Source organism: Candidatus Pelagibacter sp. (assembly GCF_965262185.1).
GTDB lineage: Bacteria > Pseudomonadota > Alphaproteobacteria > Pelagibacterales > Pelagibacteraceae > Pelagibacter.
The window spans coordinates 498,411-525,051 of record NZ_OZ253498.1 but is presented as its reverse complement, the minus strand read 5'-3'; the positions used below and the strand labels follow the sequence as shown (position 1 = coordinate 525,051).

24 protein-coding genes and 1 riboswitch are annotated in these 26,641 nt (G+C 30.3%); of the genes, 17 read left to right on the top strand and 7 right to left on the bottom strand.

Annotation, left to right across the window (positions count from 1 at the left end):
- Window positions 1-7 precede the first annotated feature (7 nt).
- The 13 genes from urtD (at window position 8) to ACQY31_RS02920 (ending at window position 14,764) form a co-directional block, all read left to right on the top strand.
- Window positions 8-769, top strand: coding sequence for an urea ABC transporter ATP-binding protein UrtD (gene urtD / locus ACQY31_RS02980; protein WP_428080712.1), 762 nt, complete (start codon window positions 8-10; stop codon window positions 767-769).
- The gene (urtE, locus tag ACQY31_RS02975) at window positions 762-1,469 is read left to right on the top strand and encodes an urea ABC transporter ATP-binding subunit UrtE (RefSeq protein WP_428080710.1); all 708 of its coding nucleotides are present in this window, start codon (window positions 762-764) and stop codon (window positions 1,467-1,469) included. The genes urtD and urtE overlap by 8 nt, the downstream gene beginning before the upstream one ends.
- Before the next feature lie 109 nt (window positions 1,470-1,578).
- Window positions 1,579-2,616 (top strand): aliphatic amidase, encoded by a 1,038-nt coding sequence (locus ACQY31_RS02970; protein WP_428080708.1) that lies wholly within the window; start codon window positions 1,579-1,581, stop codon window positions 2,614-2,616.
- A gap of 80 nt (window positions 2,617-2,696) precedes the next feature.
- On the top strand, window positions 2,697-3,497 hold the full coding sequence (locus ACQY31_RS02965; RefSeq protein ID WP_428080706.1) for a CbbQ/NirQ/NorQ/GpvN family protein: 801 nt from the start codon (window positions 2,697-2,699) through the stop codon (window positions 3,495-3,497).
- A gap of 11 nt (window positions 3,498-3,508) precedes the next feature.
- Window positions 3,509-5,794, top strand: coding sequence for a nitric oxide reductase activation protein NorD (locus ACQY31_RS02960; protein ID WP_428080704.1), 2,286 nt, complete (start codon window positions 3,509-3,511; stop codon window positions 5,792-5,794).
- Complete coding sequence (locus ACQY31_RS02955) at window positions 5,791-6,477, top strand: MIP/aquaporin family protein (protein ID WP_428080702.1); 687 nt, start codon at window positions 5,791-5,793, stop codon at window positions 6,475-6,477. The genes ACQY31_RS02960 and ACQY31_RS02955 overlap by 4 nt, the downstream gene beginning before the upstream one ends.
- A gap of 36 nt (window positions 6,478-6,513) precedes the next feature.
- Window positions 6,514-6,603: riboswitch (glycine riboswitch) on the top strand.
- 76 nt (window positions 6,604-6,679) lie between these two features.
- On the top strand, window positions 6,680-7,783 hold the full coding sequence (gcvT, locus tag ACQY31_RS02950; RefSeq protein ID WP_428080700.1) for a glycine cleavage system aminomethyltransferase GcvT: 1,104 nt from the start codon (window positions 6,680-6,682) through the stop codon (window positions 7,781-7,783).
- Complete coding sequence (gene gcvH / locus ACQY31_RS02945) at window positions 7,783-8,163, top strand: glycine cleavage system protein GcvH (RefSeq protein ID WP_428080698.1); 381 nt, start codon at window positions 7,783-7,785, stop codon at window positions 8,161-8,163. The genes gcvT and gcvH overlap by 1 nt, the downstream gene beginning before the upstream one ends.
- Window positions 8,163-11,033, top strand: coding sequence for an aminomethyl-transferring glycine dehydrogenase (gene gcvP, locus ACQY31_RS02940; protein WP_428080696.1), 2,871 nt, complete (start codon window positions 8,163-8,165; stop codon window positions 11,031-11,033). The genes gcvH and gcvP overlap by 1 nt, the downstream gene beginning before the upstream one ends.
- Before the next feature lie 6 nt (window positions 11,034-11,039).
- The gene (locus ACQY31_RS02935) at window positions 11,040-12,278 is read left to right on the top strand and encodes an NAD(P)/FAD-dependent oxidoreductase (RefSeq protein WP_428080694.1); all 1,239 of its coding nucleotides are present in this window, start codon (window positions 11,040-11,042) and stop codon (window positions 12,276-12,278) included.
- Window positions 12,271-13,035 (top strand): DUF1365 domain-containing protein, encoded by a 765-nt coding sequence (locus ACQY31_RS02930; RefSeq protein WP_428080692.1) that lies wholly within the window; start codon window positions 12,271-12,273, stop codon window positions 13,033-13,035. Before ACQY31_RS02935 ends, ACQY31_RS02930 begins: the two co-directional genes overlap by 8 nt.
- Window positions 13,035-14,213 (top strand): class I SAM-dependent methyltransferase, encoded by a 1,179-nt coding sequence (locus tag ACQY31_RS02925; RefSeq protein WP_428080690.1) that lies wholly within the window; start codon window positions 13,035-13,037, stop codon window positions 14,211-14,213. The genes ACQY31_RS02930 and ACQY31_RS02925 overlap by 1 nt, the downstream gene beginning before the upstream one ends.
- Window positions 14,214-14,224: 11 nt before the next feature.
- A complete protein-coding gene (locus tag ACQY31_RS02920; protein WP_428080688.1) occupies window positions 14,225-14,764 on the top strand; it encodes a DUF3833 domain-containing protein in 540 nt (179 codons plus the stop codon).
- On the opposite strand, the gene ACQY31_RS02915 is transcribed toward ACQY31_RS02920, so the two are convergent.
- Entirely contained in the window at window positions 14,761-15,522 is a 762-nt protein-coding gene (locus tag ACQY31_RS02915) for an SDR family NAD(P)-dependent oxidoreductase (protein ID WP_428080686.1), read from the bottom strand. The genes ACQY31_RS02920 and ACQY31_RS02915 overlap by 4 nt on opposite strands.
- A 21-nt stretch (window positions 15,523-15,543) precedes the next feature.
- Between ACQY31_RS02915 and ACQY31_RS02910 the strand changes: the two genes are divergently transcribed.
- Together ACQY31_RS02910 and ACQY31_RS02905 are read left to right on the top strand one after the other, a co-directional pair.
- Complete coding sequence (locus ACQY31_RS02910; RefSeq protein WP_428080684.1) at window positions 15,544-16,011, top strand: TspO/MBR family protein; 468 nt, start codon at window positions 15,544-15,546, stop codon at window positions 16,009-16,011.
- Window positions 16,012-16,013: 2 nt separating this feature from the next.
- Window positions 16,014-17,117: an NAD(P)/FAD-dependent oxidoreductase gene (locus ACQY31_RS02905; protein ID WP_428080682.1), complete on the top strand. Its 1,104-nt coding sequence runs from the start codon at window positions 16,014-16,016 to the stop codon at window positions 17,115-17,117.
- Between the two features lies 1 nt (window position 17,118).
- On the opposite strand, the gene ACQY31_RS02900 is transcribed toward ACQY31_RS02905, so the two are convergent.
- From ACQY31_RS02900 to ACQY31_RS02875, 6 genes are read right to left on the bottom strand one after another with little or no spacing between them, the layout of a single operon-like run.
- Window positions 17,119-18,564, bottom strand: a complete 1,446-nt coding sequence (locus ACQY31_RS02900; RefSeq protein WP_428080680.1) for a protein adenylyltransferase SelO — start codon at window positions 18,562-18,564, stop codon at window positions 17,119-17,121.
- A 5-nt stretch (window positions 18,565-18,569) separates the two neighbouring features.
- Window positions 18,570-21,338: a formate dehydrogenase subunit alpha gene (fdhF, locus tag ACQY31_RS02895; RefSeq protein ID WP_428080678.1), complete on the bottom strand. Its 2,769-nt coding sequence runs from the start codon at window positions 21,336-21,338 to the stop codon at window positions 18,570-18,572.
- Window positions 21,338-22,993 carry an NADH-ubiquinone oxidoreductase-F iron-sulfur binding region domain-containing protein gene (locus tag ACQY31_RS02890; RefSeq protein WP_428080676.1) on the bottom strand — a complete coding sequence of 552 codons (1,656 nt, stop codon included), beginning with the start codon at window positions 22,991-22,993 and terminating at the stop codon, window positions 21,338-21,340. The genes fdhF and ACQY31_RS02890 overlap by 1 nt, the downstream gene beginning before the upstream one ends.
- A gap of 16 nt (window positions 22,994-23,009) precedes the next feature.
- Window positions 23,010-23,849 (bottom strand): formate dehydrogenase accessory sulfurtransferase FdhD, encoded by an 840-nt coding sequence (fdhD, locus tag ACQY31_RS02885; protein WP_428080674.1) that lies wholly within the window; start codon window positions 23,847-23,849, stop codon window positions 23,010-23,012.
- 3 nt (window positions 23,850-23,852) lie between these two features.
- Window positions 23,853-24,329 carry an HPP family protein gene (locus ACQY31_RS02880; protein WP_428080672.1) on the bottom strand — a complete coding sequence of 159 codons (477 nt, stop codon included), beginning with the start codon at window positions 24,327-24,329 and terminating at the stop codon, window positions 23,853-23,855.
- Window positions 24,330-24,728 (bottom strand): iron-sulfur cluster assembly scaffold protein, encoded by a 399-nt coding sequence (locus ACQY31_RS02875; protein WP_428080670.1) that lies wholly within the window; start codon window positions 24,726-24,728, stop codon window positions 24,330-24,332.
- 42 nt (window positions 24,729-24,770) lie between these two features.
- On the opposite strand from ACQY31_RS02875, the gene mobA reads away from it, so the two are divergent.
- On the top strand, window positions 24,771-25,376 hold the full coding sequence (gene mobA / locus ACQY31_RS02870) for a molybdenum cofactor guanylyltransferase (RefSeq protein ID WP_428080668.1): 606 nt from the start codon (window positions 24,771-24,773) through the stop codon (window positions 25,374-25,376).
- Complete coding sequence (locus tag ACQY31_RS02865; protein WP_428080666.1) at window positions 25,373-26,626, top strand: molybdopterin molybdotransferase MoeA; 1,254 nt, start codon at window positions 25,373-25,375, stop codon at window positions 26,624-26,626. Before mobA ends, ACQY31_RS02865 begins: the two co-directional genes overlap by 4 nt.
- Window positions 26,627-26,641 lie beyond the last annotated feature (15 nt).

The window sequence follows — 26,641 nt, the reverse complement described above, 5'->3', positions numbered from 1 at the left end:
ATAGCTTATGAAAACTAAAAAAGAATTATTAAGTTTGAAATCAGTAGTTGTAGATTTTGATGGTTTTAAGGCCGTTAATAAATTTAATTTAAATGTCCAAAACGGAGAATTGAGATGTTTAATTGGACCCAATGGAGCGGGCAAGACAACAGTGATGGATATCATATGTGGAAAAACAAAATCAATTTCAGGTGAAGTTATTTTTGATAAAGAACCAATTACAAACTTAGAGGAACATATAATTGCCAGGAAAGGTATTGGAAGAAAATTTCAAATTCCCAGCGTCTTTAAGGAGTTAACTGTAAAAGATAATTTGTATGTTGCTCTAAATTCTGATCTTGGGTTTTTTAAAAATATTTTTAAATTTTTTAATAAAAATGATAAAGAAAAAATACATGAGATAGCAGAATTTGTAGGCCTGAAAGATGATCTGGAAAAAACAGCACAGTTTTTATCACATGGTCAAACACAATGGTTGGAGATAGCGTTAGTTGTTTTAAAAGAGCCTAAATTGATTTTGATGGATGAACCAACAGCAGGTATGACTAATTATGAAACAAGTCAAACTGCAGAATTATTTAATAAATTAAAAAAAACACAAACTCTTATTGTTGTTGAACATGATATGGGATTCGTGAAAGAAATTAGTGATATAATTTCAGTAATGCATCAAGGAAAGCTTTTATCTGAAGGTAAGGCCTCTGAAATTGAAAAAGATGAAAAAGTAAAAGAAGCTTATTTAGGGCACAAAGGAATTACAAATGCTTAAGCTAAAAAATGTCTCATCTTCTTACGGAGAGAGTAAAGTCATAAAAAACATATCTTTAGAAATAGAGTCAGGAAAATTTCTTGGAATACTTGGAAAAAATGGTATGGGAAAAACCACTCTTTTAAAAACAATTATGGGTTTGATGAGTAAATCTGAAGGTGAATTAATTTTAGATGGAAAAGATATCTCAAAACTTTCAACAAATGTAAGAGCCAAATATGGATTAGGATATGTGCCACAAGGAAGAGGTATTCTTCCACAGTTTACTGTTGAAGAAAACATGATGTTAGGCGTATTTGCAAGAGATGATGAAAATAAAGATAATGTGAGTGATGATGTTGATTTCGTCTTACAACTATTTCCAATTCTTAAAGACTTCCAAAAAAGAAGAGGAGGAGATCTTTCGGGTGGACAACAACAACAATTAGCTATTGCTCGAGCTTTATTAACCAAGCCTAAAGTCTTAATTCTTGATGAACCTACAGAGGGTATTCAACCAAATATTGTAGAAGAAATAGAAAATGTTTTAATAAAACTGAATAAAGAACATAAAATGACAGTAATATTAGTAGAGCAAAGTGTTGTGTTTGTAAAAAAGGCTGCAAATAATTTTATAATTCTTGAAAGAGGAGAACTAGTTGAAAGCGGAAAAGCCTCTAGTATTTCAGATAAATTAGTAGATAAATACTTAACCATTTAAGCAACTTACAGTTGAATATATATGTGTAAATTTTACATGTATTAACGATCTATTATATTGTTTAAGTTTCGTAATTATAATACATTTTTGATAAATAATAGGAGGTTATATGTATCATGGTGATATAGGTAGTAGTAAAGATACTGTAGGTGTTGCAGTAGTTAATTATAAAATGCCAAGACTTCATACAAAAAAAGAAGTTTTAGAGAACTCAAAAAAAATTGCTGACATGATATCTGGAATGAAAGTTGGATTACCAGGAATGGACTTAGTAATTTTTCCAGAGTACAGCACTCATGGGATAATGTATGATGAGAAAGAGATGTATGAAACAGCATCATCTTGTCCAGGAGAAGAGACAGCAATTTTTGCAGAAGCTTGTAAAAAAAATAAAGTTTGGGGAGTATTTTCTCTAACTGGTGAGAGACATGAGGATCACCCAAACAAAGCTCCTTATAACACATTAATCTTAATGAATGATAAGGGAGAAATTGTTCAGAAATATAGAAAAATTATGCCATGGGTTCCAATCGAAGGCTGGTATCCAGGAAATTGTACATATGTTTCTGAAGGACCTAAAGGACTTAAAGTATCTCTAATTATTTGTGATGATGGAAATTATCCAGAAATTTGGAGAGATTGTGCAATGAGAGGTGCAGAGTTGATTGTAAGATGTCAAGGATACATGTATCCAGCAAAAGAACAACAAGTTACAATGGCAAAAGCAATGGCTTGGGCAAATAACTCTTATGTAGCTGTTGCTAATGCAACAGGCTTTGATGGAGTTTATTCATATTTTGGATATTCAGCATTAATAGGATTTGATGGAAGAACATTAGGTCAATGTGCTGAAGAAGAAAATGGAATACAATATGCGCAAATGTCTGTTTCTGCAATTAGAGATGCAAGAGCAAATGCTCAATCAAACAATCATTTATTCAAACTTCTTCACAGAGGTTATACTGGAATGTTAAAATCTGGTGATGGAGACAAAGGTACATCTGAGATGCCGTATGAGTTCTATAGAAAATGGGTTAACGATCCAGAAGGCACTAGAAAAATGGTTGAAGAGATAACAAGACCGACTATAGGTACAGAAGAAAGTCCTATAGAAGGATTGCCTAATCAAAAAACTTCACATAGATAAACTTGAAATTACTTAAAGGCGCTTAATGAAATTTTTAGGCGCCTTTAAAATTTTTAAATTATTCAAACAAATTTTATTTTATGACTGATAATAATAATTTTCTTATTGATACTGAGCCAAAATTTATTCAAATTGATAATGAAACTGAGATTTTTAACTCTGCTTGGGAGAATAAAGTTCCACTTATGTTAAAAGGCCCTACAGGATCTGGCAAAACTAGATTTATAGAACATATGGCGTGGAAATTAAAACAGCCTTTGATTACTGTTTCATGTCATGAAGATATGACAGCATCTGATTTAGTTGGAAGGTTTCTTTTAGAAGGTTCTGAGACAGTGTGGAAAGACGGTCCATTAACAAGAGCAGTAAGATACGGTGGAATTTGTTATTTAGATGAAATAGTTGAAGCAAGACAAGATACCACGGTTGTAATCCATTCTTTGACTGATGATAGAAGAATTTTACCAATAGAAAAAACAGGTGAAATAATTAAAGCCCATAAATATTTTTTCTTAGTTATTTCGTATAACCCTGGTTATCAAAGTGTTTTAAAGGATTTAAAAGAGTCAACAAAACAGAGATTTGCAGCAATAGATTTTAATTATCCAAGTGAGGATGTTGAAAAGCAAATCATTATGCTAGAGAGTGGTGTGGAAGAACAAATTGCAAAAAAACTTATAAAAGTCTCAGAACGAACCAGAAATTTAAAAGGAAAAGGGTTGCATGAAGGAGCCTCTACAAGAATGCTTATAGCAGCAGCTAAATTATATAATAGTAAAATTAGCTTTATTGAATCTTGTTTGAAATCAATTGTTCTTCCTATCACTGATGACAGAGATGTAAGAGAATCGTTGGAAAGATCTATTAGAGATCTGGGGTAGTGTAGTCTCAAGTGTCAAACAATAATGTAGTTTCTTTTGATAAATTTGGAAGAATACCAAATAATTTACGAGATAAAGCCGACAAAGTTTTAAAAGGTGAAAATTTATCAACATGGCTAGAGTATCAAAAAAAGATTAAAGATGCAGGATATGGAGAACTTGCATTAAAAGGTTTTTCAGAAACGGCAATTGAAATAATTAATAAACATGAACTACCTCCCATAAAAATTTTCTATTCTGTAATTTCATCAATAACAATTAAAAGAAACCAAAAGTTAGCTTATAAATTTTCAATTATTACAAAAGAAATCTTAGAATTTTATTCACACGATAGAAAATTTCAAAATTGGTTAATACTTATTGAAAGAATTACGAACATGGCTCCTGAAGTATTAGAAATAATTTTGGATGAAATGAATTTTTTAGTGACAAAGTTTAATGTTACTCAAATTGAAGACTGGTTTTTAACTTGTCTTAGAGCCAGTGCTGGAGATTTAGAAAAAAGATTGAGATTATTTTCTCTTAAAGACAAAGAGGGTTTAGAATGGTTAGGGCAATCTGGAGGAATTAATAATTTTAAGGATCACCAGAATAAATTAAAAATTTATTCAACTGCAATTTGGGGAATAGATATTAATGTAAGAGAAATACAGATTACTAATACAAAATCCTCTATTAAGAGAACAACTTTTAGTAATAATTTTGTACGAATACCGTCTTCATATCCTGGATTTACTGGAAAATTAGGTGAAGAGGTTTTTAGAGCAGCAATTATGCATACAGCAGCTCATATGAAATTTACAACTAAGAAATTTGAAATTGGAAAACTTAAACCTATTCAAGTAGCAATTATCTCAATAATTGAAGATGCAAGAGTTGAATTGCTTTCAATAAAAGAATTTCCAGGTTTGAAAGAACTCTGGCTACCCTATCATTTAGCAACTGGTGAATCAAAAAATCTAAATAAAGCCTATGGACCATTAACAGCTCGAACTCTTTTTTCAAGATTATCTAGAGCATTAGTAGATGAAAATTACAAAGACTCAAATGGATGGATTGTCAAAGCAAAAGATATATTTTTGCAAAACAAAAAAAGATGGAATGATCAAAATTTAAGTAGAGAGCTAGGAAATGTTTTAGGTTGGGATATTGGTCAAATGCGACTTCAATTTAATCCAAAAGTTTATTTACCAGATCCAATCTATCGTGATGATAATTCTGGTATATGGAATTTTGATAATGACAATATTAATGAGTCTGAGGAATTTCAATCCAGTATAGAGTCTTATCAAGTTGATCAAAAAGAAACTGAAGATGCAGAAAAAAACCTGGAAAATAATGATGTAATTACTCCATTAGCTAAAGTTGCGCCAAAAAAATTTTCTCAGGAAGAAGAGGCAGAAATTATATCTTTTCAACCAGAGTTTGATTATGTTTCAGCAAGAGAAAATTATAATTGGTGTAAGGTAAGAAAGTATAATTTTAATAATAAAAATAATTATTATCTAGAAAATTATATTTTTGAAAACTCAAAAATTGTAAATAATATAAAACGACTTATTGAGTCCTCTAAAATTTCACAACCTATCAGATTAAAAAAACAAAAAGATGGTGATGAACTGGATATTGATGGTTGTATTGAAAATGTGATTGATATCAAAAGAGGATCAAGTCCTTCAGGAAATATTTACAAAAAAGTACAAAAAAAAGAGAGGGATTTAGCAGCCTCAATACTAGTTGACATATCTGAGTCTACAAATGATTTAATTAAAGATACAAAAAAAACAATATTTTCATCTTTGATAGAGTCTACAAGCATTCTTGGTGAAGCAATAAATGCTGCTGGAGATGATTTCCAATTATCAACTTTTTGCTCAAATAAAAGAGATGATGTTCGTTTTTGGAAAATTAAAGATTTTAAAGAAAAACTAAATTCAAACCATATATATAAATTAGAGTCTATGAAGCCTGGATATTCCACGAGATTGGGGGCTGCAATTAGGCAAGCTGGTCAAGATTTAGTAAAACAACCTAACTATAGAAAATTATTACTTATTCTCTCAGATGGCGAGCCATCAGATATTGATATTGCTGATAAAGAATATTTGTTAGAGGACGCAAAATATGCTGTAAGAAGACTAGCCCATAATGGGGTAGATGTATTTTGTGTTGGAGTTGAGAGTGAAAGTAATAAATTCCTTTCTAGAATTTTTGGTAATAAAAATTATGTGATTATTAAATCTGCATCAGATTTGCCTGAAAAATTGCCATTAATTTATTTAACTTTGAGCAAATGATAAAGTGTAAATATTTCAAATTTTCAAATTTTATTCTTGAATTTGTTGGATCTTTTTTATTAGTTTTTTTTGCTGCAGGAGCAGTTATGGCAAATGCATTTTATAATGGATCAATAGGTCAGTTAATGGGAGGGTTATCATCTGGTATTATCTTATTTACATTAATTTATACTTTAGGAAATTTTTCGAGAGGGCATGTAAATCCAGCAGTATCATATATGGAGTATAGGGTTGGAGTTATTCAATTCAATACATTTATATTTTATAGTTTTTTTCAAATTTTAGGGAGTATTTGTGCTGGTTATTTTTTAAAAATGATATTTGGAAATATCGCAAATATTGGATCAAACTTACCATTATTAAAAGTTGAATATAATTATCTGATATCTTTTTTAGTAGAATTCATTTTATCTTTGATCCTTGCTGTGGTCATAATTATAATTTCATATATTCAGAAAGGCTCATTAATAACTTTATCTTTATGTTGTGGATTAGTTGTTTGTGTAGAGGTAATAGTTTTCGGAGCAATAACTGGTGCCGCAATGAATCCGGTTAGAGCAGTAGGACCTCATTTTGCTGCAAACTTTCCTGGGGGATTGTGGATATATATTTTTGGTCCTATTTTGGCTTATGTACTAGCAATTGAATTTTATAAGTTTTTACTCTTAAAGAAAAAAATATAATTTAATCATAGATTTAATTTAGATTTTTATATAAGGTTCATTTATACGGGAGAATGGTATGCAATATGACCTGCCGAAGGAGCAACTGCCCAGGAATCTCTCAGGCAAAAGGACCGTAACATATTAACTCTGGAAAGAGATTAAGTTCTCGCCGAAGGAGCAAAACTCTCAGGCAAATATACAGATGGGTAAAAGAGTTAATATGACAAAAAATAAAACCGCATTATTTAATCTACACCAGACAAACAAAGCAAAATTTGTCGAATTTGCAGGTTATGAAATGCCTATTCAATATGAAAAAGGAATAGTTGAGGAACATAAAATCACCAGATCTGCTGCTGGAATATTTGATGTTTCACACATGGGTCAACTATTTATTTATGGTGATAATAAATTGACAGCAGATTTAGAAAAAATTTTTCCATTAAACTTAAAAGAATTAAAAGTTTTTAAATCAAAGTATAGTTTCCTTTTGAATGATCAGGCAGGAATACATGATGATTTGATAATTACAAAATTAGAAGAAGGTTATTTAATAATCTTGAATGCAGCATGTAAAGATAATGATTTCAAAATAATTCAAGAATCATTAGGAGAAAATTATAAATATGAATTAAAAGAAGATAGGTCATTAGTTGCTATACAAGGGCCTAATGCCGTTCAAATTCTCAACAATATACTTCCAGATGTAAATAAATTAAATTTTATGTCTGGGGGTTGGTTTAACTATTTAGAAAATAAAATATTTGTAACCAGATCAGGATATACTGGCGAAGATGGTTTTGAGATTTCAGTTCCAAATAGTTTGGCAGAAAAGTTTACAAAAAATTTAATGAATAAAGGTGCTGAATTAATTGGTTTAGGAGCGAGAGATACTTTGAGACTAGAAGCAGGCCTATGTTTGTACGGACATGAATTAAATACAAAACTTACACCTATAGAAGCTAATCTTAATTGGGCTATCTCAAAATCAAGATTGGATGATATGAATTTTATTGGCTCATCAATGATAAAAGAACAGTTATCTCAGGGGACAAAACAATTGAGAGTTGGAATACAGCCTGAAGGAAGAATTATAGCTAGAGAAAAAACAAAGATTTTTAACGATAAAAATAAAATTATTGGTGAAATTACGAGTGGAACATTTGGACCCAGTGTTAATGGACCAATAGCTATGGGATATATAAATAGTCAATATTCAAATAAAAATTCAAAAATTTTTCTTGAGATTAGAGGAAAAAAACACCCAGCAAATATCTGTGGATTACCATTTTATAAAAAAAGCTATGTGAAAGGAGCAGCCTAATGAGTGAAGTAAAATTTTCTAAAGAACATGAATGGATTAAAGTAGAAGGGGATACAGCTACGATTGGAATTACACAACATGCAACAGAAATGTTAGGAGATATTGTTTTTGCTGAGTTACCTGAAAAAGGTTCAAACGTTGAAAAAGATGGTACAGCAGGGGTAGTTGAGTCTACTAAAGCTGCAAGTGATGTTTATACTCCAGTAAGTGGTGAAGTAGTAGATACCAACCAAGCTATAGTAGATGATCCTGCTAAAATTAATGAAGACCCTGAGGGATCAGCTTGGTTTTTTAAACTTAAATTGAAAGATAGTTCAGAAATGGACAGTTTAATGAATAAAGAAGAATACGATAAATTTGCAAAGGAGAGTGCTAGCTAATGTTACATAACTCACAAAAAGACTTTTTAAAAAGACACATTGGACCTTCAGAAGAAGATCAAAATAAAATGCTGAAGGAGCTTAATTATAATTCATTAGACGATTTAATAAAAAGTACAGTACCAGAAAAGATACAATTGAAAGATGGATTAAATATAGGAGAGTCTAATTCTGAGTATGAAGCATTAAGAAAACTGAAAGCAATTTCAAAAAAAAATCAAATTTATTCAAATTTTATTGGCATGGGTTACTATGGAACTTACACTCCATATGTAATTTTAAGAAATATTTTAGAAAATCCAGGTTGGTATACATCTTATACTCCTTATCAGCCTGAAGTAGCACAAGGAAGATTAGAAATGCTTCTAAACTTCCAACAAATGATTGTTGATTTCACAGGCATGGATATTGCAAACGCATCTTTGCTTGATGAAGGAACAGCAGCAGCAGAAGCTATGGGATTAAGTCATAGGTTAAATAAAAAGGATAGCAATTTAGTTTTTGTTTCAGAAAATTGTCACCCACAAACAATTGATGTAATTCAAACAAGAGCAGAGCCAATGGGATTAAAAGTACTTGTTGGTAATGAAGATAAAGTATTAGATCAACTTAAAGAGGATTTAGTTTGCGGAATTCTTCAGTATCCTGGAACTTTAGGAGACATTAAAGATCCAAGCGAAGCTATCAGTAAAATCCATAAAAAAAGTGGAAAAGCTGTATTAGTCTCTGATTTATTAGCTTTAGCACTACTTAAAACACCAAGAGAATTAGGCGCTGATATTGCAGTTGGAAGCTCTCAAAGGTTTGGAATTCCAATGGGATATGGTGGTCCTCATGCAGCTTTCTTTGCAACTAAAGATGAATTTAAAAGGTCTATGCCAGGAAGAATTATTGGTGTGTCTGTGGATAGACATGGAAATAAAGCTTACCGATTATCTCTTCAAACAAGAGAACAACATATTAGAAGAGATAAAGCGACAAGTAACATTTGTACTGCTCAAGCATTGTTAGCAATTGTTTCTGCAGCATATGCTATTTACCACGGGCCAGATGGAATAAAAACTATTGCAGAACGAGTATCACAATTAGCTAAAAATTTTGCAGATAAATTAAAACAATCTGGATATGAAATTTATTCAGATCATTTCTTTGATACAGTTACAATTGTAACAAAAGATAAAACTGATCAAATTTATAAAAATGCTTTAGACCAAAAAGTAAATATTAGAAGAGTAAATTCTGAAATGTTGGCTGTTTCGTTCGATGAAAAGAAAAATGTGCATAGAGCAAACCAACTATTAAAAATTTTTAATGCAGCTGAGTCGATTAAAAAAGAAGATCCAACAGTAAGTTTACCTAATTTACCAAAAAATTTATTAAGAACTTCAAAATATTTAGAACATCCTGTGTTTAATTCATACCATTCAGAAACTGAGATGCTTAGATATTTAAAAAAATTAGAAGATAAAGATATAGCTCTTAACAGAACTATGATTGCACTTGGCTCATGTACTATGAAATTAAATGCTACTGCAGAAATGATACCTATATCTTGGAGAGAATTAGCTGAACCTCATCCGTTTGTACCAGTAGAACAGATGGAAGGATATAGAGAATTATTCACTGATCTTAAAAATTGGCTTAGATCAATTACTGGTTTTTCTGGAGTTTCTCTTCAACCAAATGCAGGTGCTCAAGGAGAATATGCAGGGTTAATGGTTATTAGAAAATACCATTTAGATAGAGGTGAAGAAAATAGAAATATATGTTTAATTCCAAGCTCAGCACATGGAACAAATCCTGCTAGTGCACAAATGGTTGGAATGAAAGTTGTAGTAGTTGATTGTGACAAAGAAGGAAATGTTGATTTTGAAGATTTAAAGAAAAAAGCAGAACTGCATTCTGAAAAACTTGGAGCATTAATGGTTACATATCCTTCTACACACGGTGTATTTGAAGAAAAAATTACAGATATTTGTGAACTAATACATAAACATGGTGGTCAAGTTTACATGGATGGTGCAAATTTAAATGCACTTGTTGGTATTGCAAGACCTGGAAATTTTGGTCCAGATGTTTGCCACATAAACTTACATAAAACATTCTGTATTCCGCATGGTGGCGGAGGACCAGGTATGGGACCAATTGCATGCAAAAAACATTTGCAAGTTTATTTACCTAATCATCCAGTTGTTAAAGATTGTGGACCCGCTACAGGAATAGGAGCGGTTTCAGCAGCCCCTTGGGGAAGCTCAAGTATTTTATCAATTTCTTGGATGTATATTAAAATGATGGGTTCTGAAGGTTTAAAACTAGCTACGCAAGTTGCTATATTAAACGCAAATTATATAGCTCATAGACTTAAAGATCATTTTCCAATTCTTTACAAAGGCTCAAATGGCAACGTCGCTCATGAATGTATCATTGATATTCGATCAATTAAGAGTGAGATAGGAGTTACTGAAGAAGATATAGCTAAAAGATTAATTGATTATGGTTTTCACGCACCAACAATGTCTTGGCCAGTTGCAGGAACAATGATGATAGAGCCAACAGAGAGTGAGAGTTTATCTGAGCTTGATAGATTTTGTAATACTTTAATAAATATCAAATCTGAAATAGATAAAATTAAGTCTGGTGAGTTTGATAAAGTAGACAATCCTATTAAGAATGCTCCTCATACGGATATAGAACTTGCTTCAGATGAATGGGATCATAAGTATTCAAGAGAGCAAGCTGCTTATCCTGCTAAGTTTTTAAAAACAAATAAATTTTGGCCACCAGTTGCAAGAGTGGATAATGTTTATGGAGATAAGAATATCTTTTGTACTTGTCCAAGTATGGATGAGTTTAAAGAAGACGCGGCATAATCATTAATGAAAATTGCTGTAGTTGGTTCTGGTATATCAGGCTTAAGTGCCGCTTATTATTTATCAAAAAAACATCATGTAGATCTTTTTGAGAAAGAAGATCATTTTGGTGGTCATTCACATACAATAGATTTAATTTTTGATCACAAGAAAGTATCTGTAGATATTGGTTTTATTGTATTTAATTTTCAAACTTATCCAAATTTAATTAATTTCTTTAAAGAAAATGATGTTCAAATTGAAAAAAGCGACATGTCCTTTTCAGTATCAGTAGAAAATACAAACTTTGAATATTGTGGAAAGGGTTTAAATGGAATTTTTTCTAAAAGATCTAATTTGTTTAATCCTAATTTTTTAAAAATGTTTTTTGATATCATCAAATTTTATAAAAATAGTGATCGAATAAATGTTGCAGATCAAAAATTAACTTTAGGTGAATATTTAAAAAATAACAAACTATCAAAAACGTTTATTGATTATCATATTATCCCAATGGTATCTGCAATCTGGTCTATGCCACCTTATGAAGCTAGCAAGATGCCAATAACATTCTTTTTAAAATTTTTTCAAAATCATGGACTCTTTAAATTAAAAAATAGACCTCAATGGTATACCGTAACCAACAGAAGCAGAACTTATGTAAATAAAGTAATTTCAAAGATAAGTGGTGAATACTTTAAAAATTATAAAATTAAAAAAATTACAAGAAAGTCAAAAGGGTTAGACTTATATTATGGTGGTGAAAGTGAATTTTTTGATTACGACAAAGTTGTAATAGCTGCGCATGCTGATGAAGCTTTAAAATTGATTGATAATCCTACCAATGAAGAGACAAAAATTTTATCAAATTTTAGTTATAAAGAAAATTTTGCATATATTCATACTGATAAAAGAGCGATGCCAAAAAATAAAAAGGCATGGTCTTCATGGAACTCATCAATCAATGATAAGGATTTAGAAAAAAACTCCATTACTTATTGGTTAAATCTTTTGCAAAACCTTAAATGTGATCAGGACATTTTTTTAACTCTTAATCCTTATTTTGAGATTGATGAGAGCAAAATACTTAAAATAGTTAAATTTACTCATCCTTATTATGATCAACAAGCATTAGATGCTCAATCTGAACTATCTAGTTTACAAAATAAAAAAGATTTACTTTTTTGTGGGAGTTATTTTGGTTACGGTTTTCATGAAGATGGAATAAAATCATCGATTGAGATGCTAAAATACCTAAATGAATAACTCATGTATATATAACGGGAAAGTAATCCATAAACGTTTCAAACCAAAAGTGCACTATTTTAAGTATAGTGTTTTCTCACTTTTAATTGATTTATCTGAGCTAAGAAAAATGGATCATGAGATCAGCTTTTTTTCATTGAATAAGTTCAATTTAATTAGTTTTCATGAAAAGGATCATGGTGAACGTGATGGATCTTCTCTAGAAGAATGGGTAAAGAAAAATTTAGAACAAAATAAAATAGAAACTACAAATATAAAAATTAAGCTTCTCTGTTATCCAAGAATATTTGGTTATGTATTTAATCCTCTAAGTATCTTTTTTGTTTACAATCAAAGTGATAAACTAATATCTATTTTATATGAGGTGAAAAATACATTTGGTGAGCAACATACTTATGTTTTTAGGGTAGATAGTGAAAATAAATTAATTCAGAATAATTGTTTTAAAAAATTTCATGTTTCACCTTTTATAGAAATGAATTGTAAGTATTTCTTTAGAATTCTTAACCCTGATGAAAAACTATCTGTAATCATTGATCAATACGATCAAGAGGGAAAAATTTTATTTGCATCCCAAGATGGAAGAAGAACAGAGTTAAATAGTAGTCAATTATTAAAATCGTATTTAAAACATCCTCTAATGACAATAAAAATAATATTAGCCATCCATTTTGAAGCATTTAAATTATGGATGAAAGGAATTAAACTAATTAAAAAAAAAATAAAAATAAGAAATAATATAACAGTAGAAAATTAATGTTTTTAAATAAAGCTGCAGATAAATTAGTGTTTAATTTTTTAGGCAAAATTAAGAATGGATACCTTGAGATTACTACCTGTGAAGGTGAGATATTAAAGTTTGGTAACCCTGATCAATCTTTAAAGGCAAATATTAAGATAAAAAATCCAAATTTTAATTATAATTTAATTATAGGTGGAAGCATTGGTTTTGCTGAAAGTTATATGAGAGGTGAATTTGAAACTGATAATCTTTCAGATCTAATTGAGTTAACAGCCAGAAATATTCAAGTAATACACAAATTTTCAGGTTTGCTTGATCTACCTGTAATAAATTTTATAAAAAATAAAATAGTTAAAAATACAAAAAGTCGAAGTAAGGAAAATATTGCTAAACATTATGATCTTGGAAATGATTTTTTTTCATTGTGGTTAGATGATACTTTAACTTACTCAAGTGCAATCTTTGATGATAGTTCAAAAAATTTAAGTGTTGCGCAAAATAATAAATACCAAAAATTAATTGATCTAATCAAACCTAGTTCTGGTGACAAAGTATTAGAGATTGGATGTGGATGGGGTGGTTTTGCAGAATATTTAGGTAAAAAATATGACGTAAAATTAGACTGTATTACTATTTCTAAAAAACAATTCGAATACGCAAAAGAGAGAATTCATAAATGTGGTTTAAATGAAAAAGTAAATATTGAGATTAAAGATTATCGAGATCTTCAAGGAAAATATAATTCGATTGCTTCAATTGAAATGATTGAAGCAGTCGGGCAAAATTATTTAGAGAGTTATTTTAAAACTATTAAGGATAATTTATCGAATGGGGGAAAGGCTGCAATTCAAGCAATAACAATTGATGATAGTTTGTTTGATAGATACAAAAATAAACAGGATTTCATTCAAAAATACATTTTCCCAGGAGGATTTCTTCCCAATAAAAATAGTATTAATAGATATGTTTCAGATAATGGCTTAACAATTAATTCATATGTTTCATATGCAGATCATTATGCAGAAACGTTGGCTATCTGGAGAAAAGAGTTTTTAAGAAAGTGGGACCAAATCAAAAATCAAGGATTTGATCTGACCTTTAAAAGAATGTGGGAATTTTACCTATCTTATTGTGAAGCTGGATTTAAATCCAAAAATATTGATTTGATTCAATTCTCAATGCAGAATAAATAACAGTAAATAATATGAAAATAATTAAATCAATTTCGTTGCTTATTTTGGCATTCTTAATTACAAGTTGCTCAAATAATAGCGCCATGAAACCAGAAGATTTTAAAAATAAAGAACCTAGATTAATTATTGAAGAATATCTAACAGGAAACGTTAAAGCTTGGGGTGTTTTACAAAATAGATCAGGAAAAGTTACAAGACAATTCTCAGCTGATTTAGATGGCACATGGGATGGCAAACAATTAATTTTAAAAGAAAAATTTAATTGGGATGATGGTGAAGTTCAAGACCGTGAATGGACAATTACTAAAATAGATGAACATAATTATGAAGGTACAGCAGGGGACGTTGTTGGAAAAGCAATAGGTTATTCATATGGACCTGCATTTAAGTTTGAATATGTTCTGTTAGTTCCAGTTAAAGGAAAAGAATTAAAAATTACTTTTGATGATTGGATCTTTAAACAAGATGAAAGAGTTGCAATCAACAGAGCTACAATGACTAAGTTTGGATTTAAAGTAGCAGAGCTAACTGTTGTATTTGTTAAAGATTAATTATTTTTTTGATATTTAGTCATCTTCCCTAATAATTTAAAATAAAGTTTACTTGGAAGAAAACTAAATAACTTTAGAGTTAAAGTAAGTGCTTTTGGAAAATGTATTTCAAAAACATTTTTATTAATTAAGCCATCATAGATTTGATCAGCTGCATATTCAGGTGTTTTTAAAAATGGCATTTTAAAATCATTTTTATCTGTCATTGGTGTTTTGATAAAACCAGGAGAAACCAAGCAAACTCGAACATTATATCTTTGGAAATCAAAATATAAACTTTCAGCTAAATTATTTAGTGCAGATTTTGATGGCCCATAACCAGTTGAATTAGGTAATCCTCTATAACCTGCAATAGATGAAACGATAGTAATTATCCCATTTTTTCTTTCTCTATAATATTGCTCTACTGCTTTAATGGAGTTTACTGTTCCAAAAAAATTTATTTTAAAAACATCTTCCATTTGCTCAATATCAATTTCTTTTTCTTTTTTTGGATTCCATGTACCAGTTGAAAAAAAACATATATCAATATTTTCAAACTTAGTTTTAATTTGATCAAAAACTTCTACACATTTAGTTTTGTCAGTAACATCTAAAGGAAAACATGAAATATTTTCAAAGTTTTTTGAAAGCTCATCTAAAAGTTCAACTCTTCTCGCAGATACAGCAACATTCCAGCCTTTGTTTGCAAATTTAATTGCTAAGGCTTTACCAATTCCTGTACTACCACCAGTTATCCAAATAGTTTTTTTGTTCATTTTTTGTTATGTATAAACATTATGTTAAAAAATAGAGTTGTAACATTTATATTATTTCTTATCATTACATTTTCAGCTTCATTAATTGGTGGTTTAGCCACAGTCACTTTCAAGGAGCCCTGGTATTCTTTATTAAATAAACCTGTTTTTAATCCACCAGATTGGGTGTTTGGTCCAGTATGGACAATTTTGTATTTATTGATGACTATTTCTATTTGGATGTATTGGCATTCTAAAAATAAGGAGATGAATACAATTTATATTTATTTTATTCATTTAGTTTTTAATGCAACTTGGAGTATAGTTTTCTTTGTATTTCATAACATGCTTTTAGCTATATTAGTGTTAGTTGTGTTAATTGGATTCATTATCAATCTAATCATAAGATATAGGCGCGTCACAATGTTGAGCTCGTACTTAATGATTCCATATTTACTTTGGTGTTGCTTTGCTCTAATTTTGAATACAAGTTTAATAATATTAAATTAATTATGGATGATGTTGTTGTAGTAGGTGGTGGAATAATAGGAGCAGCCACTGCTTATTTTCTCTCAAAAGAAGGAAGAAAAGTTAAAGTTATTGAAAGAGATCCAACTTACAAAACAGCCTCATTTCCTTTGTCATTAGGAGGATTTAGAAGACAATTTTTTCAAAAAGAAAATATCTTACTAGGTAAATTTGCAAGAGAATTTATTTTTCAAATACCAGAATTATTAAAAACCGAAAAAAATCCTAATCCAACAGCAAGTATGGTGACCAATGGTTACCTTTTGATGTTTGGTCCTGAACATGCTGAAGAACAATATAAAGCTTTAGAAAATCATAAAGAATGTGATGCAGGTACAAAAAACATTAAAGGCTCAGAGCTATCAAAAGTATTTCCATATGTAAATGATGAAGGTGTTGAGACTGCTACTTACACAGATAATCAAAGTGAAGGTTGGATTGATCCTTTTATGTTTCATAGTGCACTTAAAAGTAAGGCAATAGAACTTGGAGCAGAATTTATAAAAGGAGAAGTTAAAAGTCTTTCAGAGATAAACGCTAAAACAATTGTTTCTGCAGCTGGGTGTTGGACTAAAGAATTATTAGAAGACATTCCTGTTGAGCCTCAAAAACACACTGTATTCAGAGTAAAATGTCCAACTTATATAAAAGAAATGCCTCTGACTGGCGATTTAACTACTGGTGTTTATTGGAGACCTGAGGGAGGAGAATATTTAGCAGGATCACCAATATCAGTATTTGATGCAGAAGATTTAGAGCCAGCATGGAATGATTTTGAAGAATTAGTTTGGCCAGCTTTAGCAAAAAGAATACCAGCATTTGAGGAATTGAAATTAACAGGAGGATGGGCAGGTTATTACGATTGTAACAGGTTAGATAATAATGCGGTTGTTGGTAAACATCCTAAGTACGATAATGTTTATATGGCTACTGGTTTTACAGGAAGAGGATTAATGCAAGCCCCAGGTATCGGACGAGCATTAACAGAATTGATTACTACCGGCTCGTATCAGACAATTGATATTAGTGATTTTTCAGTTGAAAGAGTATTGGGAAAAAGTGCAAGGCCTGAGCCATACGTATTATAAATTAGGTTCCACAAAAAGTTTGATACTTTTCATTTCCAATTGGTGCAGGTTTTTGAAATTCAATAATATTTTCTTGATCAGAATAAGGATTACCTAAAACTTTTAAAAGTTTATTCATTGTGTCTAGATTTCCTTTATCTGCATCAGCTAGGGCTTCTTCTACTTTTTGATTTCTTGGTATAACTACAGGATTAGTTTTTTTCATCAGTTCTATATGTTTGTCAGATAAATTATTTAGTTTTAATCTTTTTTCCCATTCATTGGTCCAACTTTTAAAATCATCATTTTTGTAAACTTCTTCATCAATCTCAATACCCATTAAATGACAGAAGGTATTTGTGTAATCTGCTTTATTTTTTTTCATCCAATCTAAAAGTTTATTAATTAATACTAGATCGTTTTTATCTTCACCAAATAAACCAAGTTTATCTCTCATCATATTTAACCATTTTTCTTCATAAATATTTTGAAAGTTATCAATTAACTCTGTTGCAATTTTAACTGCTTTACCTTCATCTTTATCAATAAGAGGAATTAAACATTCTGCAAATCTTGCTAAATTCCATTTAGTAATTGGTGGTTGGTTTGAAAAAGCATATCTTCCAAATTTATCGATTGAGCTAAATACAGTTTTTGGATCATATTGATCCATGAAAGCACATGGACCATAATCAATTGTTTCACCAGAAATAGCCATGTTATCAGTGTTCATCACCCCATGGATAAATCCAACCCTCATCCAATTAATTACTAACTGACATTGTCTTTCCATTACAAGACTTAATAAATCTATTGCTTTGTTTTTAGAGGATTTAATTTCTGGATAGTGTCGATCAATTGTGTAATCAACTAATGTATTAAGATCCTCTAGATTTTGAGTAGCTGCAATATATTGAAAAGTACCAACTCGAATATGACTGGATGCAACTCTTGTTAAAATTGCTCCATTTAACAAATTTTCTCTGACCACTTTTTCTCCAGTTTTAACAACTGCAAGACTTCTGGTGGTTGGAATATTTAAAGAGTGAATTGCTTCACTTATTATATATTCTCTTAGCATTGGACCTAAAGCAGCTCTTCCATCTCCACCTCTAGAAAAAGATGTTCTACCGGAACCTTTAAATTGTATATCAAAACGCTTATTTTTATTAACTAAATGCTCTCCCAATAGAACTGCTCTACCATCTCCAAGCATGGTGAAATGACCAAATTGATGGCCAGCATATGCTTGTGCAATAGAATTCGTTCCATCAGGTAAACTATTTCCCGAAAATATTTCAGCTAATTTTTTTTTATCAATTCCTGAAAAATTTAAATTTAAATTTTTGGCCAGCTCTTCATTTAAAATAACTAACTCAGGTTCATGAACTGGTGTAGGTTTGATGTCTTCTTTAAATGTTTTTGATAGTTTTGAATATGAATTATCAAAATGCCAACCAATGGTCATTTTAATTAACTAACTTCAGCTTGATGTTCTTTTGGCTTAACTTCTGTTTTAAATTGATTAGAAATTTTTTGAACTTCTACAGATGAAACTTTGTATTCAGCACACATTGTTTCTTCATCTTTTCCATGACCAGTTACCATGTTAACCATGTGTTCTGGAAAGTGGAATGTTGTAAATACAATTCCTTCTTTAACTTTATCTGTTACTTCAACTTTTAAAGCAACTTCTCCTCGTCCAGAATATAATCTTCCAATATCACCCGTATTTAAATCTCTATGAGCTGCATCTTTTGGATGAATTAATAAAACATCTTCATCAACAATGTTTATATTTTTTGTTCTTCTTGTCATTGTTGCTGCATTGTAGTGCTGTAAAACTCTACTAGTTGTTAAAATTAAGGGATAATCTTTTTGATTAGCCTCTATCTCACTAGATTCTTTCCAATCAAAGTTTTTCAATCTACCTTTACCAAGTTTAAATTCTTCAGTATGTAAAATTTTTGTGTCTGTTCCATCTTCTTTAACTGGCCATTGCAATCCAAATTTTCCAAGTCTCTCTCTTGTTACTCCTTTAAAGAAAGGAACAATATCGGCAATTTCTTCTAAAACCTGATCAGCATCATAGGATGGCTGATCAAAACCTAATTTTTGCATCATCTCAGTTACAATTAATCCATCAGGCTTTGTACCTGGTAGTGGAGGAACTGCTCTATTAACTCTTTGAATTCTTCTCTCAGTATTTGTAAATGTTCCATCTTTTTCTAAGAAAGTAGTTCCAGGTAAAACTACAGTTGCAAGTTTTGCAGTTTCACTCATAAATATTTCTTGAACAACTAATAGTTCTAATGAATTCATTGCTTCAACAACGTGGGCACTATTTGGATCTGTTTGAACAATGTCTTCACCAATAATCCATAAGCCTTTTAGCTCTTTATTAATTGCAGCCTCAAACATTTGAGGTATTTTTAAACCAGCTTTAGTAGGGTGAGTTACACCATATTTTTCAGTATAAAATTTTTGGTTTTCTTCTTTATCGACTGGAAAGTAACCTGCTCCTTGATGTGGTTGACAACCCATGTCTGCAGCACCTTGTACATTATTTTGACCTCTAAGTGGATTTACACCAACTCCTTTTCTTCCAATATTTCCTGTAATCATTGCTAAATCAGCAATTAACATCACAGTTTTTGAACCTTGTTCATGTTCAGTAACTCCTAATCCATGGAATTCCATTGAATTTCTAGCTGTTGCATAGGCAATTGCTGCTTCTTTCACCAATTGTTTATCTACACCTGCAACTTTTGCTAATTGATCAACATCTTGTCTTTCAATTTCCTTTAAGAAATTATCAAAGCCTTCTGTTCGATCTCTAACAAAGTCTGCATTATAAAGTTTTGATTTAATAATAAAGTGTAACATCATATTTAGAACTGCAACGTTAGTTCCAGGTCTAAGTTTGATATGATAATCTGCAAGTTTAGCTAATTCAGTTGTCACTGGATCAAGGACAATTAATTTTTTACCCTTCATCACTTGCTGTTTAATTTTTGCTCCAGTTACTGGGTGAGCATTAGTTGGGTTAGCACCAATAACTAAAAATAAATCTGCATGATAAATATCTTCTGTTGAGTTAGTTGCAGCGCCTGTCCCAAATGTTTGCTGCATACCCCAAGCAGTAGGTGAGTGACAAATTCTTGCACAACAATCTACACTGTTAGTTCCAACAGTAGCTCTAATCATTTTTTGGAAAACATAGTTTTCTTCGTTTGTACATCTTGCAGAAGAAATTCCAGCAAAAGCATCCGGTCCATTTTCTTTTGTAATTCTATTCATTTCTTTTTTGATAAAATCATATGCTTCATCCCAACTAGCTTCTTCAAACTTTCCATTTCTTTTTATTAATGGAGTTTTAAGTCTGTCTGGGTGATCATAAAAACTAAATGCATACCTTCCTTTGATACATGTATGACCAGCATTTACTTCAGTTTGCTTAGGAGTGTCTATTGCAATTACTTTATCATCTTTGATGGATGCTTCTAAGTTGCAACCAACACCGCAGTACGAACAAGTTGTTCTAACTTTTTTGTCTACAGCTGCAGACTTAGATTGGAATACGTCTGAAATTGCATCCGTTGGACATGTATGAGCACAAGCTCCGCATGATACACAAGAACTATCTCCAAACATCATATCGTTGTCTGTTGTAATTCTAGATTCAAATCCTCTACCACTCATTGTTAAAACAAATGATCCTTGAATTTCATCACAAGCTCTGACACATCTTCCACAGTTAATACAATTATCTAAATTCATTCTCATGTAATCATGAGAAGTATCTCTTGGAATTCCTTTGTGTTGCTTAGGACTATTGTATCTATGATCAGCAACACCCAAATCATTTGCAACTGTTTGAAGTTCACAGTTATTATTTACTTCGCAAGTATCACATTCCATAGGGTGGTCAGTTAAAACTAACTCAACAATATTTTTTCTAAGACTTGTTAATGCCTCGTTTGAAGTAAATATGTGTTGGTTTTCAGCAACTGGCGTATGACAAGATGCAACTACTTTAGTTGGCCCGTCCTTTTCTAACGCAACTTCAACCGAACAAACTCTACAAGCTCCATAGGGTGCTAAGTTAGGGTCATCACATAAAGTTGGCACCTTTTTTTCACCAACGTAGCTTTTAACAAATTTTAAAATAGATGTATGATTAGGACCTATTTCATAAGGTTTTCCATCAATATAAGCAATTTTTCTTTTCTCTGAGCTCATTAATTATCTTTCACCATATCATTTTTCATTTCATCGCCAAAGTATTTTAGGATGTTTTGAATTGGAGTTGGGATCGCTCCACATAGAGCACATAAGCAGCCTTTTTGCATAGTAACCAACAACTCTTCTAGTAATTTTAAAGGAATTTTAGCCGTTTTCTTCTTAGCTTGATCAAACATTTCTTTTCCTCTGTAAGATCCAAGTCTTCCAGGAAAACACTTTCCACAAGATTCTTCTGCAGAAAATTCAAACAAATGATGAATGTATTCAGACATTGGAAAATCTTTTGGAATACTAACTACACTTGCGTGACCTAACATAAAACCTTTTGCTGTAAACTCTTGAAAATCTAAATTTAAATTTTCTATTTCACTCAAAGGAACAACACCACCTAATGGTCCACCTATTTGAAAAGCTTTAACAGGTTCTTTGTATCCACCACCAATTTCATTAAATATTTTTTTCATTGGTGTCCCCATATCAATTTCATAAACACCAGGATTATTAAAGAAACTATCTAAGCAAACTAATTTTGTTCCAGCTGATTTTTTATTTCCCACTGAAGAAAATTTTTTTGATCCATTTAATAAAATTCCAGTTGCAGCGGCTAAAGTTTCAACATTGTTAACTACGGTTGGTTTTTTATATAATCCTTCAGTAACTGGAAAGGGAGGTCTTACATCTACTTCAGCTCTTCGTCCTTCAATGGAAGCTATCAAAGCTGTCTCTTCTCCACAAATATATGCGCCTTGACCGATACAAATTCCAAGATCAAAAGAAAAATCTGTTCCTAAAATATTTTCACCTAATAGATTTAATTTTTTAAGTTCATTAATACATCCATTGATCGCTTCAATCGATTTTGGATACTCACCTCTGATGTATAGAACTCCTTCATCACTTCCAATTACAAATCCACACATTACCATTCCAAAAATAACTTTTAGTGGTTGATCTTCTAACAGATATCTGTCTGAAAAAGCTCCTGAGTCACCTTCATCTGCATTACAGATAACATATTTCTTATCACCCTTTGCTTTACTACAGAAATCCCATTTCATTCCTGTTGGAAAACCTGCGCCACCTCTTCCTGTAAGGTTTGAGTCTAATAATGATTTTACAATATCCTTTTTATCTGTTTTTAAAAATTTGCTTAATTGATCTTTGAATTGATCTGTTGATGATAATTTATCATCCATTAAAAAACTTGTTGTTGCGTAACTTTTAGAGAAAAATTTATCTTGTTCTATTTCTTCACCTTTTAAAATTTGATCAATCTTTTCAATATCTTTTCCAGCATAATTTTCACCATCATAGTGAAATGCGTGATTTTCATAACAGTGACCTAGACAAAACATTTCTCCAACTTTGTCATCACCTAATTTTTCTTTTAATTTATCTTTTAGTTTGTCCTGTGTACCTGCACACATGCATGCACTACCGTTACATACGAAAGCTTTTTTTTCTCTATGTGAAGGTCTTAAAAATTCATAAAAAGATTCAGCGCCGTGAAGTGTTGAAACTCCAAGGTTATGTTTTTTTGCAATTTCTTTAATATCTTGAGGGTTTTCACTTAAAGTATTCTCTGAAATTTGCTTAAATAGGTTGTCTTTTAAGCCTATTCTTCCAGATAAATTACTTATGTTTTTTGACACAATTTCCCTTTTTTAATTATTCCACCTTAACTTTTTTGTTATTTGTGTAAATATTAAAACTGTCTCTCTTTACGAAACCTATGAGGGTAATGTCAAACTTATTAGCTAAATCGATAGCAAGACTTGTTGGCGCACCAACTCCGATCATAATACCAATATCAGTCATCAAAACCTTCTGAACTAGTTCAAAATTAAGTCTTCCAGAACAGGTAATAAATTGGTGTTTTGGATCAAATTGCTGCTTTTCTAAAGCAGAACCAATTAGCTTGTCTAAAGCGTTATGTCTTCCAACATCTTCTCTAAGAGATATCAAATTTCCATCACTATTAAATAGACCACTTGCGTGGATACCTCCAGTTTTGCTGAATTCAGACTGACCTTCTCTTAAAATATCAGGTGATTGGATAATTACATCTTTTGAAATTTTAGGTTCTAAAGCATTTGTCTTAGTAGTTTTAATTATCTCGAGTGCATCCAACGAAGATTTTCCACAAACACCACAAGAAGAATTAGTTAAAAAATCTCGCTTAATTTTTGATATATTTACATTTTCAGAATTATTAAGAGTAGCTAATATTTTATTTTGAATTTTATATTGACCTACTTTATCCCCATAACTTTCAATACTATCAATATCATTTATACTTTTTACAATTTGTTCATTAAATAAAAATCCTCTTACAAGATCTTCATCATTACCAGGTGTTCTCATAGTAATAGACAAAGTTTGTTCAACCCATTTATTTTCCTCTTTGTATTTTAAAGAAATTTCTAGTGGTTCTTCAATTGAAATTAAATCTTCAACATTTTTAAAATTATTAGATGAAAATTTTAAAACTTTATATTTTGAGTTCATAAATTATTTTAGAGGATAGTTTTTTTGTAATAAATATTTATTGATTATGATGGCCAATAACAAAATTATGATGCATCCAAAAATAATTGGATTAATTAAATAATCATAAGAAGCACTTCCAATAATTACAATAATTGGATTACCTCCTGCAGGAGGATGAACAACATTTAATAAAATCATTAAGAACACTCCAATACCTACTGCAAATGCAATACTTATATAAATTGGAAGTGGTATAAAATTTACAAATAACACACCTACTAAGGCAGTTAACAAATGTCCAAAGAAAACATTTTTCGGCTGAGCAAAAGGACTTTCAGGAAAACCAAATAACAAAACCATGGATGAGCCAAATGATGCCGCAATAAAATATCCAAGCGTACTTTTGTAAGTTAATACTGTAAGCACTCCTATAGTGATTGTTGAAAAAAAACCTGCAATTAATGCTTTTTGTAATAATGGTTTTGTGATTTTGATCATTTAAATTTTTAATGCTTTAACAATAGTTCTTAAAGGTAAAAGCAAACATTCTTTTCTTGAAAGATTTTTTTTGTCTAAAATTTCCTTAAAATCTTTCCAGTGTTTCTCTAAACTTACTTTAACATCTTCAAACAATTTTTCACTAGCTGTAACAAAATCTTTTATTTCCTTTAGGTTTTTATCCTTAATTTTTCTAGATAATAAGCTGACTGAGGCTTGGCAATAAATACAAGATTTACATTGATAACCCATATCTTTTACTATTTCATCTTTGACAATTAAGCTTATTTCCATCTCATCTCCACAAATTGGATTTTTGTTTTTTGATTTATGAGTAAAGTTTTCTAAAATTTTGTTATTTTCTGTACGAGACGCGATTTCTAAAATTCTTAAATCCATTTAATTTCTTTAATTCAACTTTGAATGTTTTATATTTTATAGATGGATCATAACAATATTTTAGGAACAGTGCTAGCAGGCGGTAAGTCACAAAGGTTTGGTGAGGATAAATCTCAGATATTGTTAGCTGACAAAATATTAATTGATTACATCTTGGCAGAAATAATTGATCAATTTAAGGAATTATTAATAGTATCTAATAACCCAATTAAATTTACTAATTCAGATAAAATTTCATTAATTGGAGATATAAAAAAAAATCTTGGTCCTTTAGGTGGAGTTCTTTCAGCAATGAAATGGGTCAAAGATCACAATAAAAACTATCAATGGATAGCAACTTTTCCAGCAGATACTCCCTTTTTTAAAAAAGAAATTTTAAAGGAATTTATCAATCAAATTGATGAAAATGAAAGTAGCTTATTTTTTATAAAATCAAACAATACTAGGCATAACATTTTTGGCTTGTGGTCGATGAATATATTAGATCAATTAGAAAATGATCTAGAAAAAGGAGCGCGTAAAGTTGAATTGTGGGCTAATAGTATTGGTGTTAAGACAATTAATATGGAGTTTCCAAATCAAGATCCTTTCTTTAATATCAATACAAAAGAAGATTTAGAACAAGCTAAAGAATTATTAAAAAAATGATTAGTTACGATCAATCTAAGAAAATTTTAAAAAAAGCAAAAATTAAAATTAAAGATGAAACTATATCTAGTGAAAACTCTCTTAATAGAGTGATATCTGATAACATTTATTCAAAGATTAATTATCCAGCAGGAGATAACGCTGCATTTGATGGATTTGCAGTGAATTCAAGAGATACAAATGGAATTAAAAAAAATTCACCAAAAAAATTTAAAATAATTGGATCGATTGCTGCAGGAACAAAATCATTAAATAAAAAAATTAAAAAATATGATGCTATTGAAATAATGACAGGTGGATTAATTCCCAAGGGTTTTGATACAATTATTCCAATAGAACAGATTAATTTTTATCCAAATAAAAATAATAGAAAATACATTTTAGTTAATCAAAAAATTAAAAAGTTTAATCATGTAAGATTTGCAGGTTCAGACTTTAAAAAAGGTGAAATTGTCGTTAAAAAAAACACAATTATTCAACCAAATTATATTTTAGCTTTTAAAACTTTGGGAATAAAAAAAATTAAAGTTAAAAAGAAGATTAATATTTTATTTTTTTCAACAGGAAACGAAATTACAAACCAAGACGATATCCCAAATTGGAAAGTTAGAAACTCTAATAGTCATTATATCAAAAATCTAAAAGAAAACTTTTTATTCAATTTTAAAAATGGTGGCATACTTAGAGACAACCATCAAAATATTTATAAATCTCAAATTAAAAAACTTATAAATAGTAATACGGATATATTGATAACTTCAGGCGCTGTATCTGCAGGAAAATATGACTATATTCCAAGTGTTGTTAAGACATTTAAATTATCAAATTATTTTAAAAGTGTAGCAATTCGACCTGGAAAACCAATTTTATTTGCTAAAATTAAAGGAAAACAAAAAGCAATCTTTGGTCTTCCAGGAAATCCAATGTCATCATCTGCTTGCTTTAGATTTTTTGTTATTCCTTTTATGGAAAGTATTTTAGGATTAAATGAAGAACAGCCTATCAAGGCTATTTTAAAAAATAGTTTTTCTAAAAAACAAAATTTTACAAGATTTGCAAAAAGTAAACTAAGCACAACTAAAAATGGAAAAATAGAAGTTGAAATTTTACAAGGACAAGAGTCTTTTAGAGTTAAATCTTTTGTTAAATCAAACATTTGGTCTTTGTTGCCAGCAGGAAAATCAAAATTTAAAAAAGGGGATATCTTAGATTGTTTTTTCCCCAACCATTCTAATCAATCTTTGATTTAGAAACGTATTTTTGTT